This window comes from Paraburkholderia phytofirmans OLGA172, from assembly GCF_001634365.1.
Taxonomy (GTDB): Bacteria; Pseudomonadota; Gammaproteobacteria; order Burkholderiales; family Burkholderiaceae; genus Paraburkholderia.
On record NZ_CP014579.1, the window covers coordinates 2,885,738 to 2,898,813 of the forward strand.

The 13,076-nt window shown below is 60.7% G+C and carries 12 protein-coding genes and 1 pseudogene; 3 read left to right on the forward strand and 10 right to left on the reverse strand.

Annotated elements, in window-relative coordinates; genetic code table 11:
• Positions 1 to 94 precede the first annotated feature (94 nt).
• The gene (locus AYM40_RS32840; protein WP_063500138.1) at positions 95 to 685 is read left to right on the forward strand and encodes a carboxymuconolactone decarboxylase family protein; all 591 of its coding nucleotides are present in this window, start codon (positions 95 to 97) and stop codon (positions 683 to 685) included.
• A gap of 209 nt (positions 686 to 894) precedes the next feature.
• Here AYM40_RS32840 and AYM40_RS32845 read toward each other — a convergent pair whose 3' ends face one another.
• From AYM40_RS32845 to AYM40_RS32880, 8 genes are all read right to left on the reverse strand, one after another.
• A complete protein-coding gene (locus AYM40_RS32845) occupies positions 895 to 1,269 on the reverse strand; it encodes a BON domain-containing protein (RefSeq protein ID WP_063500139.1) in 375 nt (124 codons plus the stop codon).
• 30 nt (positions 1,270 to 1,299) lie between these two features.
• Entirely contained in the window at positions 1,300 to 2,445 is a 1,146-nt protein-coding gene (locus AYM40_RS32850; protein WP_063500140.1) for a porin, read from the reverse strand.
• A 142-nt stretch (positions 2,446 to 2,587) separates the two neighbouring features.
• Positions 2,588 to 2,944 carry a Rieske (2Fe-2S) protein gene (locus AYM40_RS32855; protein WP_063500141.1) on the reverse strand — a complete coding sequence of 119 codons (357 nt, stop codon included), beginning with the start codon at positions 2,942 to 2,944 and terminating at the stop codon, positions 2,588 to 2,590.
• 70 nt (positions 2,945 to 3,014) lie between these two features.
• Complete coding sequence (locus AYM40_RS32860) at positions 3,015 to 3,575, reverse strand: RBBP9/YdeN family alpha/beta hydrolase (protein WP_063500142.1); 561 nt, start codon at positions 3,573 to 3,575, stop codon at positions 3,015 to 3,017.
• 124 nt (positions 3,576 to 3,699) lie between these two features.
• Positions 3,700 to 4,548 (reverse strand): TauD/TfdA dioxygenase family protein, encoded by an 849-nt coding sequence (locus AYM40_RS32865; RefSeq protein WP_063500143.1) that lies wholly within the window; start codon positions 4,546 to 4,548, stop codon positions 3,700 to 3,702.
• Between the two features lie 10 nt (positions 4,549 to 4,558).
• Positions 4,559 to 5,539: a quinone oxidoreductase family protein gene (locus AYM40_RS32870; protein ID WP_063500144.1), complete on the reverse strand. Its 981-nt coding sequence runs from the start codon at positions 5,537 to 5,539 to the stop codon at positions 4,559 to 4,561.
• A gap of 34 nt (positions 5,540 to 5,573) precedes the next feature.
• The gene (locus tag AYM40_RS32875) at positions 5,574 to 6,971 is read right to left on the reverse strand and encodes an MFS transporter (protein WP_236721019.1); all 1,398 of its coding nucleotides are present in this window, start codon (positions 6,969 to 6,971) and stop codon (positions 5,574 to 5,576) included.
• Between the two features lie 153 nt (positions 6,972 to 7,124).
• The gene (locus tag AYM40_RS32880; RefSeq protein ID WP_063500145.1) at positions 7,125 to 8,180 is read right to left on the reverse strand and encodes a 3-keto-5-aminohexanoate cleavage protein; all 1,056 of its coding nucleotides are present in this window, start codon (positions 8,178 to 8,180) and stop codon (positions 7,125 to 7,127) included.
• 247 nt (positions 8,181 to 8,427) lie between these two features.
• On the opposite strand from AYM40_RS32880, the gene AYM40_RS32885 reads away from it, so the two are divergent.
• A complete protein-coding gene (locus AYM40_RS32885; RefSeq protein WP_063500146.1) occupies positions 8,428 to 9,429 on the forward strand; it encodes an AraC family transcriptional regulator in 1,002 nt (333 codons plus the stop codon).
• 244 nt (positions 9,430 to 9,673) lie between these two features.
• Here AYM40_RS32885 and AYM40_RS32890 read toward each other — a convergent pair.
• Positions 9,674 to 9,940 (reverse strand): annotated as a pseudogene (locus tag AYM40_RS32890) (GntR family transcriptional regulator); the annotation flags it as partial.
• 110 nt (positions 9,941 to 10,050) lie between these two features.
• Positions 10,051 to 11,397, reverse strand: coding sequence for an IS4 family transposase (locus AYM40_RS32895; protein ID WP_063496178.1), 1,347 nt, complete (start codon positions 11,395 to 11,397; stop codon positions 10,051 to 10,053).
• Positions 11,398 to 11,947: 550 nt separating this feature from the next.
• Here AYM40_RS32895 and AYM40_RS32900 point away from each other — a divergent pair.
• Complete coding sequence (locus tag AYM40_RS32900; RefSeq protein WP_063500147.1) at positions 11,948 to 12,985, forward strand: HAF repeat-containing protein; 1,038 nt, start codon at positions 11,948 to 11,950, stop codon at positions 12,983 to 12,985.
• Positions 12,986 to 13,076 lie beyond the last annotated feature (91 nt).

The following is a 13,076-nucleotide window of genomic DNA, read 5'->3' on the forward strand; positions in this document are numbered from 1 at the left end:
GTTGGGAATAGCTCTTATGTTCCGGCGCCGCCTACTGCGAAGGTGCTGCATCGTCGATACTCGTGTGACTATTGTTTTTGGTTCGAGGCAATCGATGGTCAAGTTTCTCGCATATACAGCAGCATCCGCCCCTGCTGCGTCTCAACCGGGCCTCCAACAGGCAGAACGTATTTTTGGCGTAGTGCCGAATCTCCAGGCGCATTTGGCCGAGTCGCCGGAAACACTGTCCGGCTATTTCACGCTTCTCGAGCTTTTCTCCAAGAGCACCTTGAGCTCAGTGGAACAGCAAGTTGTATCGATGACTGCAAACTTCGAGAACAACTGCCACTATTCGATGGCTGGACACAGCGCTCGCGCGTTGCAGGTCGGCATGGATCCGACGCTCGTCGCTGCCTTACGTGAAGGCAAGCCACTCGCGGATCCGAAGCTTGAAGCGTTGCGTCGCTTCACGACGCATGTTGTACGGGAACGTGGTTTCGTTGCTGAAGCGGACATCAACGCCTTTCTGGCGGCGGGTTACTTGCGCCGAAACGTGCTAGAGGTATTGCTCGGTGTAGCGGCGAAGATCTTGGGCAATTACACAAACCATATTGTCGGTACGGAATATGATGATTTCATGCGGGGACACGAATGGAGCAAGCCGTCTGCCTCCGACGCGAACGCCATTCTCGCAAGCACGCGATGAATACCCGGCTTGCCTTTACCTCTCAGATACGCGACATTTCTGGAACCGCCGGTAGCGAAGCAGAACACCTTGATCCAAGGCGGATGCACCGGATCGCTCGCCGATCCGGCGAGCTTCGAATCTAAAACGTATGCCAAAGTCGGACGGCGCTTGATACCGTTCCTGATGCTGTGCTATCTGGGCGCTCCTCCGTGCTTGACTACGGCGGCTTACATGCCGCCAAACGGTTTCTTCACCGTCAGCTTGCTGGTCACCGACGTCACTCCGGGAACGCCCCTGGCGATCGCCTCGGCCTTGCCGATCTGGGCAGTTTCCGTGACCGTGCCATTCAGTGTCACCGCGCCGTCTTTCGCGATGACACTGATGTCTCCAGCGCTGATTTCCTTGTCCTTCCCGATGGCGGCATAAATCCTACGGCGCAGGGCACGGTCCGCTTTCCTGCCCGCGGGAGCCACAGCGCCCGATGCCGCCATCACGGAAGCACCCTGCGCACTGGCTGCGTCACCGGTCTGGGACCACGCCGTCGTGGACGCTGCAACGAACCATGCGGCGACCCACAGCTCGAGTGTCTTGATTGTTTTCATGGATTACTCCGGTTTATAAAGATGACGAAATCAGAAGCTATGGCGAATGCCGACCATGGCCGCAGTGGTGGAGACGCCCGGCGCAACCGGAGCCCCATAGATGATCGTCTGGTTCATCGTCCCCTTGTTGTCGACATAGCCGACTTGCGCGTACACCTTGGTCCTTAGGGATAGGTTGTATTCGGCACCCACTGCGATTTCGCTCGAGTGATTCGCTGAATGGTTCCGGTCCTTCAGGTAGTAGTAGCCGGACGTGATCTTGAAGTACGGATTGAATTGGTAGCCGATGCCACCCGACACCATTTCGAAGTCGACGGTGTTGCTCTTCGCCGGGTTCTTGCCGATGCCGTACGAGGCGGACATAGAAAACCCGCTGATCGTATACATCGCACCGAAATAGTAGAAGCGATTATTGCTCTGGCCTGTCGCAGGCGCAGCCGGCGCCGCCGGATAGGTCAGCGGGAACGGATTGGTGTCATGTCCGTTGTAGTACACAGCGGACAGGTTTAGACCGTAATTCGAATACTTGAGCACAGCCGACTCACGCGTGCCGCCCTGGAACTGCCCTGCGACGCCACCCGGCGCATACTCTAGCGCAAGCGAGGCGCCATAGAATTTTGGTGAATTGTAGACCAGCGCGTTGCTGTCATAGAGGGCGCCGACTGGAGCATTCGTGCTGGTGCCGGGCCAGCCGGCCGCCTGATTGATGCCGAGCCACGCAGTCAGGATACTGCCGAAATACTGTGCGCCGCGTACGTCGGTTTCCGCCATCGCATAGATCATCGGGATGATCTGCCGGCCGGCGTCGAACGTGCCAAACGGCCCGCTTGCCCCGATCGTCGAGAACTGGTTGAAGATTGCGGTCGTGCCCGGCGTATCGGACAGTCCGAACTTGCCGTTCGTGGTGTTGAACGTGCCTTGCAGCTTGAAGGTGATCTTGTAGCCGCCGCCAATATCTTCGCTTCCCTTCAGGCCCCAGTAGCTGGCATAGATGCCACCGTCCTTGAGTTGATAGACATGCCCCAGGTTATGCGCGGTCGGCAGGAACGTTGCGGTCGAAGTGCTCTGATACAGGAATCCATTGTCGAGTACGCCATAGAGCGTGACCGACGACTGGGCATGGGCTGATGCCGAAAAAAATATCAGCACTGCCAGGCTGCTTGACTTCAATTTCATTGTGTCTCCTCCTGGTTTGGGGCGCGCCGGGTGAACCCGGCAGCTTATGGCTTGTTGCTTGAATGAAACTGTGTTGCTGCCACGTCGGTGTCTCAGGCCGACAGGAATTGCGCAAGATCCCGGTACCGATGCGCGGCCTGGATCACGGTGCCGACTTGCACGCCGGTGCCTGCGCGGGACTGGCGGCCGGATCCCCAAGACTCACGACCAGCTTCCCGCCGACGACCCGAACCGGGAAAGTCGTCAGGCTCAACCCACCCACGCCCGGCATGCAGCCGGTGCGCAGGTCGAAGCGCAGACCGTGCGCCGGGCAGCGCAGCACACACCCCTCCAGCTGACCGCTTGCGACCGAGGCCCCGTTGTGGGGACACGCGTTGTCGATTGCGTGGATCGTGCCATCAATGTTGAACAGGACAATGCTGCGGCCATCGACGAAGGCCAGTTTGCGCTGGCCTGGCGCGAGTTCATCGACCGCGCCAACCGGTATCTGACGTGACATTGCCTGTTCCTTGATATTCGGACTGCTAACACCATAGCTCTGGTAATAGCCTCGGGAGAGTGGAATCCGATCATTCGAGTTCATGGATCAGTGTCTCCGCCATCGGCCATTCACCAAACCCTGCAGCGGGATTCAGGTGACCGACTTCGCCGAGGTCGACGAGACGACTGCCCCAGTCTTTCGCCATCGCCGCGGTACGCTCGAACTGCGCGAGCGGATCGTTGCGGCTCGCACCGACAATGCTCGGAAACGGGAGCGGCTTTCGTGGAATCGGCTGCCAACCGTTCTGAGCAATCGCATCGAAGGCCGGATAGCCTGCCGGCAGCGGTGTCTCGAGGTCGGCGGGAGCGGCGAGTAGTGCACCGTGAATCTTGCGGCTGTGCTGCTGGGCCCAATGCACCGTGATCATCACGCCCGCGCTATGCGCGACCAGGATCACCGGGCCATCGATTTTCGCGAGGGCAGCATCGAGCGCTGCAACGCGTGCCGCACAACTGAGCTTGTCGTGCTCGAGCGGCGGCACCGAGGCCGCCTTGGGCAACTTTTGCTCCAGCAGCGTTTGCCAATGCTCCGCGACGTGGTCGCGTAAGCCCGGCACCATCAGGATGGTTGGTGTCATATCGAGAGTCATGAAGCGGTCTCCTGTCGATCGGAGTTAGCGCTTCAGCTGTCGGCCAGAGTTCGCGCTTTAACGCGTTACGCTGGTCCCCTGCAAAGCGCTTACTCCGATCTCATGCAAGATGGTTGCTGCCCGATCAGTACGGCCTGTCACCGATAATTCCGGCGCGCTCCATCTTGCGGTGACACGGCGAATAGTCCATTACTGCATAGTGCTGCGTGCTGCGGTTGTCCCAGATCGCGATGCTATCGGGTTTCCAGCGCCAGCGGACCTGGTACTCGGGGATGTAGGCCTGGCTGATGAGATAGCGCAGCAGGTCACCCGCGCCCGGATTGGCGTCCTGCCCGAAGCGCACCCGCGCCGGCGTGTGGTAATTGGTGAAATGGGTGGTGAAGGCACTCACGAACAACACCTTCTCACCGGTCTCCGGGTGCGTGCGCACGACCGGATGCTCCGCGTCCGGGAATTGCGCCTTAAGAGCGAGACGTTTTTCGATCGGCATCGCGGCACCGAAGCTCGCCTCGATGCTGTGGCGGGCGCGCAGGTCCGCGATCTGGGTCTTGACGTGGTCCGGCAGGTTCTCGTAGGCGAGGACCATGTTCGCCCACATCGTGTCGCCCCCGACGGGCGGGCACTCCACGCAGCGCAGGACAGCGCCGAACTGCGGCGCCTCGCGCCAGGTGGCATCCGCGTGCCACGCGTTTTCATACCGGTCGTTGGGTTGATCCGGGTTCTTGTAGATGCGCACGAGGCCCGGATGCTCGGGATCGCTGCCCGCGACGGGATGGTCTTCCAGCGCGCCGAAACGACGCGCGAATGCGACGTGCTCGGCGCGCGAGATAGCCTGGTCGCGCAGGAACAGCACCCTGTGCTCAAGCAGCGCCGCCCGGATCCCGGCAAACAGGCTGTCATCGTGGATGGCATCGGCGAGATTCACCCCGATCAGTTCGGCACCGATGGCACACGTCAATTGTTCGACTCGCATGGCCCGCTCCTCAGATGACGAAGACCGATGAGCCGGTCGTCTTGCGCGTTTCGAGGTCGCGGTGGGCCTGCGCCGCATCCTCCAGCGCGTAACGCTGGTTGAGTTCGATCTTGATGCGGCCCGCGGCGACATGCCCGAAGAGTTCGCCGGCGAGTTCGTCCTTCTCGGCGGGGTCGGCGATATAGTCCGCCAGCGCGGGGCGCGTCAGGTAGAGCGAGCCCTTCATTGCCAGAATCTGTGGATTGAACGGCGGGATCGGCCCGGACGCCGTGCCGACGCAGACCATCAAGCCACGGCGCCTGAGCGAATCGAGCGACGCCTCGAAGGTATCCTTGCCGACGCTGTCGAACACGACGTCCACGCCCACGCCGTTGGTCAGTTCGCGCACGCGCTTCGCGACGTCCTCCCGGCTGTAGTAAACGATGTGATCGCAGCCATGCGCACGGGCCACCTCGCCCTTGGCCTCGTTTGACACCGTGCCGATCACGGTGAGACCCAGCAGCTTCGCCCATTGCGACACAATCAGGCCGACACCGCCGGCGGCGGCATGCAGCAGGATAGTGTCGCCCGCCCTGAAGTCATGAATGCGGCGCATCAGGTACGACGAGGTCAGGCCTCGCATCGTCATGCCGGCCGCCGTTTCGCAGGAGATCGCATCCGGCAGCTTGATGAGCGGGGCCGCCGGGATCAGGCGTTCAGTGCTGTAGGCGCCGAGTGTGTTGAGAAATCCCGTGTAGGTCACGCGATCGCCGACCGCGACGTTGGTCACGTCGGAACCGATTGCCTCGACCACACCTGCAGCCTCGACACCCATGCCCGCAGGCAGCGGCACGGGGTACAGGCCCGTGCGGAAATAGGTGTCGGCGAAATTCAGGCCCACTGCCTCATGGCGCAAGCGAACCTGTCCGGGGCCGGGGTCGCCCACTTCAACGTTTTCGTAGCGCAAAACTTCGGGACCGCCGGTTTCATGGAAGCGCACTGCTTTCGCCATGTCAAATCTCCTATTCATTACTCGAACTGCAAATTTATTTGGCCTGTGATGGGGTGGCCCGTTCTGCTCTCAGGCTCACTTGCCAGGTCTGAAGCTCGCGGGCGACCGTCGGGTCAGCCCCGGCCTGTTCACGAAGAGCACTCAACCGATCGAGGTCGACACCATAGTTCCGCTTGCCGATGAAGAAGGCGATTGCCGCGGCGAGAGGTGCAAACGGTACGAGTTGCAACGCGCCGAGCAGCCCGATCCGGTCGGCCACGATGCCCGTCAGGACGGCAGCGGGTGCCAGCCCCAGCAGGTTGTTCGCCAGCGTCAGGGTGGCAAACGCCGACGCATGGATCGACGGCGGGGTGAGGTTCGCCACCATCGCACCCGAGGGGCCGGTCGCGCCTGCGCTGAAGAACATGCCGGCTCCAATCACGACGAGTTGTGCCGGACCCACCGGCATCCGGAAACCGATCGTGAGCAGCACGAAGCAGATCAGACAGAAGGCGACGGCGGTGCTCCACTTCCTTTCCCGCTCATGCTTGCTGAGCCGGTCGGTCAGCATTCCGCATACCACCATGCCGAAAGCGGTCGCCAGCACGAACACTGCCGCGCTCATTGCCGCCTTGCCGGTAGACATGCCGTAGTAGCGGTTCAGGAAGCTGGGCATCCATGCCCATACGGCGGCTGGGACCAGCAGGTGGATACCGCTGCCGACGTAGGCGCACACGACTGACTTCGTCGAAAAGAGGCCTTTCATCAGCGCGCGGACGCTCATGCACACACGGTCGCCCTGCGCTTGCCTGATCACACTTGCAGGCTGCAGCCGCGCTAGCTGTTTTTCGGTGACGGCAAACCGGTAGAAAACCAGCAGCACGATCCCCAGGGCCGCCATTGCGCCGAACGCCGCGCGCCAGCCCAGGTGAGCCGCGACTGTCCCCCCGAGCGCCATGCCCAGCACTGAACCGAACGCCCCTCCGGCCATGAACGCGGCGGTGAGCGTGGAGCGCAGACGTGCCGGAAAGATGCTGAGCACAACCGCGATGCCGACACTGCCATAGGCGGCTTCACCGATACCGACGAAGGCGCGCGCGAGCAGCATCTCGTGATAGCTCGTCGAGAGCGCACAGCCGAGCGTCGCGAGACTCCACATCGCCGCCATCAGCACAATGCTCTTCACGCGGCCCCAGCGGTCGGCGAGCACCGAGAGCGGAAAGGTGAGCACGCCGACCATCAGCGCGACTACACTGCTCAGCGAACCCAGGCGGGTGTCGGAAAGGTTCCATGTGGCCTTGAGCATCGGGAACACCGCATTCAACACCTGCCGCGACATGTAGTCGGAGAGCAGCAACCCCACCGTCAGGGCAAATACCACCCACGCATAGGCGCGCACGTCTTTCTGCGTCGTCGAAACATCGGCCGTGGTGGGCTCAGCATGCGTGAACATGAGTCGTCTCCTTCGTGTCCAGCTCGTTGGCGGCCGCCTTTGCCTTGCAGGGCAAAGGGGCCTTTATGGCTACCGTGCAACCCTCCCCGGCATACCGGAGAGCCCTACCTTTGAAACCCGACATCCGCGAAGCGTCAGCCGCGTACCCATCCCTTACGCCGCGCGCAGCGGCAGGTTCTTAACGCCTGCCTTCCGGTTCGGTGCCATGCCGTTGGCCGCGAGTGTCTCGTCGACCGTGTTGTACTGCACGCCGATCTTGTAGATCTCGCGCGCCTCCTTACCGCTTGCGATCTCGCGGCCCAGTTCGCGGGCCACGCGCACGCACTGCTCGATCTGCTGCACCGAGGTCATGCGGTTGCCGTGCTGGTCGATGATCGTGTCTTCGATGCCGCAGCGAGGATGCAGGCCCATGGCCATCGCCATCATGTTGAACGGCAGGACGTTCTTCAGCAACGACTCGGCCGTGACCGTGCCGCCGTCCGGCGCACGGTGAACGAAGTTGAAGAAGTTGTGCGGGTTCGGACCGTCAAAGCCGCCGCCGATTCCGATCCACGTCAGGTTCAGCGGCCCCTTGTAGACGCCCTTGCGCACCAGGCGGTCGAGCGTTTCGAGCGCATGGATGCCGGTGAGCTGGAAGTGCGGCTGGATGCCCGATGCCTGCAGGCGTCGCAGGTGTTCCTCAACCCAGCCCGGACCCGCGGGCACCGTCATTTCACTGTAGGCAGCCATGAGCGCGGGATTGGCCAGCGACGTGCCTTCCAGGTATTCCGGATAGAGCAACTCCATGATGTTCATCTGCGTGGTGTTGATCGCCACCGTCACCTGATCGGGCTTCGGGTCGAGGTCGGCCAGCATGTGACGCGTGTCGTCGGACAGCCACTTCGCAGCCTGGCCGTCGTCTTCCGGCGCGAACGAGATCGAACCTCCGACCTGGATGATCATGTCCGGCACGGCCGCGCGCACACCCGCGATGAGTTCGTTGAATTTCGACAGGCGCTTGGAGCCCTTGCCATCCAGTTCACGCACGTGCAGGTGCAGGACGGTCGCGCCAGCGTTGTAGCAATCGACGGCCTTCTGGATCTGCTCCTCCATCGTCACCGGAATGTCTTCCGGAAAGTCCTCGGGCATCCATTCCGGGCCGTACGGAGCAGTCGTGATGACAACCTTGTCCTGGTTCTCGGGGTGCAGCGAATCGTCGAGGAATTGCATCGTGTTCTCCAATAGGGGGACGGTATTCCGACGCGTGCGACACGGCTGGCCGAATCAAAACTGGTCGGAACATGATGAACCGTTGAGATCTCACGATACGGCAATCCTGCGTTACACTTTTGTGATTGGGCGCCATCCTTTTAGCATTTCATGCCACTGCGCGTTAACACCAGTATTTGCGCGCGGGAGGCATTTTCATTACCGGACGGCAAGGCGCTGCCCGTAAGATGCGTGCGGAGGCATAACGATGGAATCGATGCTGCGCTCGGTAGCCATGAGCGGCTACTTCGATGTGACGCGGCGGGTCGGACTGAACCCGGTCGAGCTTGCGCAGCAGGTCGGGATCGATACCGCGGCGCTTGCGAATCCGGACGATCGCATTCAGGCAGCCGCCGCGTGCCGGCTGCTGGAACTTACGGCCGAAAAAGCGTCATGCCCGACTTTCGCGCTGCAAATGGCCGAGACCCGGCAGAAGTTCGGTACCGGTGTGGTCAATGTCCTGCTCGCGCACAAACGCACGCTGCGCGAGGTGTTGCTGGCCACAGCCGAATACCGGCATTTGCTAAACGAAGCCCTGGCTGTGTACGTCGAGGACGCGGGCGAAACGGTCACAATTCGGGAAGAACTGGTCGTCGAACCGGGTACCCCAACGAATCAGGCGATCGAACTCACGGTCGGTGTCCTCTGGCGCCACTCCAGCGCCCTGCTTGGTGATCACTGGAAACCACGCTCCGTCCATTTTGTTCATCAAGCACCGAAAGACCTGACTTTTCATCGACGGTTCTTCGGCTGTCCGTTGGAGTTTGGCAGCGATTTCAACGGCTTCGTGTGCGCGGCCGCCGATCTCGACTACCCGAATCCCGCCGCTGACCCGGAACTGGTGCGATATGCCGAGAGCCTCGCGGATTCGCTCAATGTGACGGGTGTCGATTCGACCGCGCTGGAAGTGCGCAAGGCGATCTACCTGTTGCTGCCCCTCGAGCAGGCCACCGTCGAGCGGGTTGCCCGCCATTTATGTCTGAGCGTTCGCACCATGCAGCGCCAACTTGAACTGGCGCATACCAGCTTCTCGCGTCTGGTCGAGGAAGTCAGGGGCGAACTTGCCGTGCGCTATATGAGCAACCCACGCTATCCCATCGGGCGGGTTTCCGCACTGCTAGGCTATTCACAGCAGGGTTCCTTCACGAACTGGTTTTATGCACGCTTTGGCGTGACGCCGCGTGACTGGCGCAACAGCCATTTGAAATGATCGCGCTGCGCCATGGGCTTTCGAAGGCTTCGATCGCAAGCCAGTCGTCAAATCACCGAAAGCTCGCCACCACACATCGCCTGGAAACCGGCGCAGACATCCGCCGCTCAATAGTCGACTCGTCCTGCGCAGATAGTGCGACGAGGCCTGTCGACCTAGACAGTCGTGTTCATCACCCACGAGCGTCTGGTGCGCGAGCCAAGACGGATAAACCTTCACGGGTCGCGAACGGCTAATAACTCGTCTCGAGTCCATGCAGCAGTTCGAACGTTGCGTTGAGATCGGCGAGATCGATCGGCGCCACCCGATAGCCAATGTACTGGCGATGCGTGACCAATCCTTCGGAGACGAGCACCTTCAGCGCCTCCCGCAAAGGCGTTTTCGATACGTCGAAGGTGACACACAGTTCCTTTTCGTCGATCCTGGCACTCGGCGGCAACTCGCCTTCATCGATCATCACGCGCAGGCGCGCGCCGATCTCGGCAGCCATGCCGCGAATGCGCACAAACATTGCAACCCGCGCCAATCGAGGACTCACCTGCAACGTCGTAGCAACCGGAATTGGGAGATGGGTCCATCGAGTCGAACGCTCAAACCCGAGCGATCGTTTAACCCATTTCGTTATACAGAAGTGTCGTAACCGTCGCGCAAGATCTGAATGGTGATCACAGCATCCATGACTCGCTGCATGCCAATCCACAGCGTCTTCGCGCCCGGTTCGCCGTCGCTCTTGCGCCCGAGGAATCCTCCCAGTGACGCGATCATCCGTATCACCTGGCTGAGCGTCGGTGGTTTTTTCGGACGCGCCTTCTTACAGAGCACGTGAGCGCCGTGTATCTCGTCAGCCGCGAAGAACAACGACGCGTCCAGCTCCGGACAGGTTCTGCCGACACGCATGAGCCGTGCGATACGCCACGATACGACCATGTACAGCGCGAGCGCCTTCTCCACGCGCTCCATCTGTGAGAGTTGCAGCGCTTCAACCCGGCAGGCGTTCTTCAGGACGTTGAAGAACATTTCTATTTCCCACCTCGCGCGGTACCAGTCAACGAGTTCGATGAGCGCATGCGCATCGCCCGCTTCGCGGTTGGTCACAAGACGCCAGATGACGGGCTTCACACCCGCTGGCGCATCCACTTCATACGCCTCGAGGCAGGTGAGCGTGACACCGGCACGCCCGGGCAGCGTGATGCGCTGGCTACGCAGTTCCTGCCTCACTTCACGCGCCTTCTGGCCGCTGCGCCCGGGCAGCACGAAGCTGATGTGGCCGACCACCTCACTGGCGTGCACCGTCTCCCACAAATTCGCTTCGCCCTTCAGGGCGCGATTGTGCTGCGAGCGCATCAGCCAGTCCGCCGGTTCACCCAGTTCCTGCGCACGCTGCATGAGCGCGGCGATGTCGCCTTCACGATCGGCCACATACACCAGTCGCGTGTCAGGCAGGGCCCGTGCCTGTTCGGCCACGATCTCATAGCTTTCGACCCACCGCACACTTTCCCTGACACCGCCACGCCTGCCGTTTGCATCGCGTGGTTCGCGCGCCCACATCCATGCGTTCATCACACCCAGCGGCTCCCGATCCGGTGTCACCGCATAGGTCGCGTGAAGATACATGCCCACCTGTGCTTCATAACTGAGCGGGCCGGCCCCTTCAATGTCCTGACCGTTAAAGTTCAGCTCTGTCGTATCGGCAATGCAAAGCACCACCGGCAACTGCCCCATGCGCGTCGTGGTACGGTCCCAATGCGGCTGCATCATGTCGCGCCAGTCGATGCGCTCATTGCCCAGAAAACGATATGCCGCCATCGTCTCGGCCCAGCCTTCGCACGCGCCCGGAATGCTGGCCGTGGGCCGGCTGGCGAACCGCTTGACCAGCTCCTTCGCGCGCCGGTCTCGCCGTGGATCACCCAAATCCAGCGTCTCAAATTCCTCGTCCACCCATGCTCCCGCGTCGTCTCGAGTCTTCATGCCGAAAATCCGAGAGTAAACGCGAAATCCGCATTGTTAACAACCCCCTCCTGGCTGATTTGCTATCCAGCATCGATTCCAGGCACGTCGATTTGTGTATAAGGAAATGCGTTTAACCCGCTATCGAGCAAAGGCAGTCATCGCAATTTTGCATTGTCATTAATTTGCCTCGCTATTTAATAAGTTGAAAAAAGGTACTCCATAGACTAGAGTGGTCCGTAACTTCTATCTGCGTACATATTCTAATCTCCAACACGGGAAGCGGATAACAGGCTATCTCGTCATTGATCACGGCGACCCATGGTGGATCAGCTCTAACGTCTGGGTTGTGCCGGTCAGCAATCCGAACTAACCATGGCCGCTTTCCGATGCAAGCCAGCGCAATTTATCCTGATACAGATGCGCGAACGGCATATATAGCAGATTTTTATTTGCAAAAAAGACTCAACTTTATTTCGATCTGCGCCTATATCGAGACGCAAGGTGTGCCCCGTTGTGCCGCATATGAATTTATCGCGATCCAGGTTTTATTCCAGGAAAGGGGATCACTATGCAATCCGCATGCAAGGTGATTGGCAATGTGCGCCATGTTCGCCGCGCCCTGATTGTTTTCACTCTGATCGCGGTCGCTGCATTCCAGCCTGCCGCAGGCCAAAGTCTCATCATCAAAGATCTCGGCGCGCTCCCCGGTGGCTTTAACTACAGCAACGCTCTCGGGATCAACGAGCGCGGCCAGGTGGTCGGCTATTCGATCACCGCGGGCGGGAACACGCACGCTTGTCTGTTTGAAAAAGGGGGGGTGACAGACCTGGGCACGTTCCCCGGTGGCAGCGATAGCACAGCTTTCGCGGTCAACAATCGCGGCCAGGTGGTCGGTTCCTCTAGCACCGCACGCGGGAACTCGCACGCCTTTCTGTTCGAACACGGGGTGATGACCGACCTGGGTACGCTCCCCGGCGGCGACGTCAGCGGAGCTGCCGGGATCAACGAGCGCGGCCAGGCGGTTGGTTTAGCGTCCAACCTGCGCGGGTACGTTCACGCTGCTCTGTTTGAAAACGGGGTGGTGACCGACTTGGGCACGCTCCCCGGTGGCAGCGATAGCGGAGCTTTGGGGATCAACAATCGCGGCCAGGTGGTCGGCTATTCGTCCATCGCAGGTGGGTACGCGCACGCCTTTCTGTATGAACACGGGGTGATGACTGACCTGGGCACGCTCCAGGGTAGTAACGGCAACAGCCATGCTCAGGGGATCAACAATCGCGGCCAGGTGATCGGCATATCGTCTACCGCAAGCGGGGCCGTGCACGGCTTTCTGTTTGAAAACGGGGTGATGACTGACCTGGGCACGCTCCCCGGTCGCAACGACAGTAACGCTTTTGGGATCAACAATCGCGGCCAGGTGGTCGGCGAGTCGGATCCCGGAACCAACCCGTACTTGCCGCACGCCTTTCTGTTCGAACACGGGGTGATGACCGACCTGGGCACGCTCCCCGGGGACAACTTCAGCGAAGCTGTCGGGATCACCGAGAGCGGCCAGATCGCGGGTAACTCCACGTCGCACGCTATCCTTTGGACACGAGAAAAATGACTGCCGGTCTCTAGTGGTTCACAAATCCTTCCACTCATACCCGAGCTGTTGTCGCTCAATGCCGGCCTTCAGGTCGATCTTGTTCTTTCGG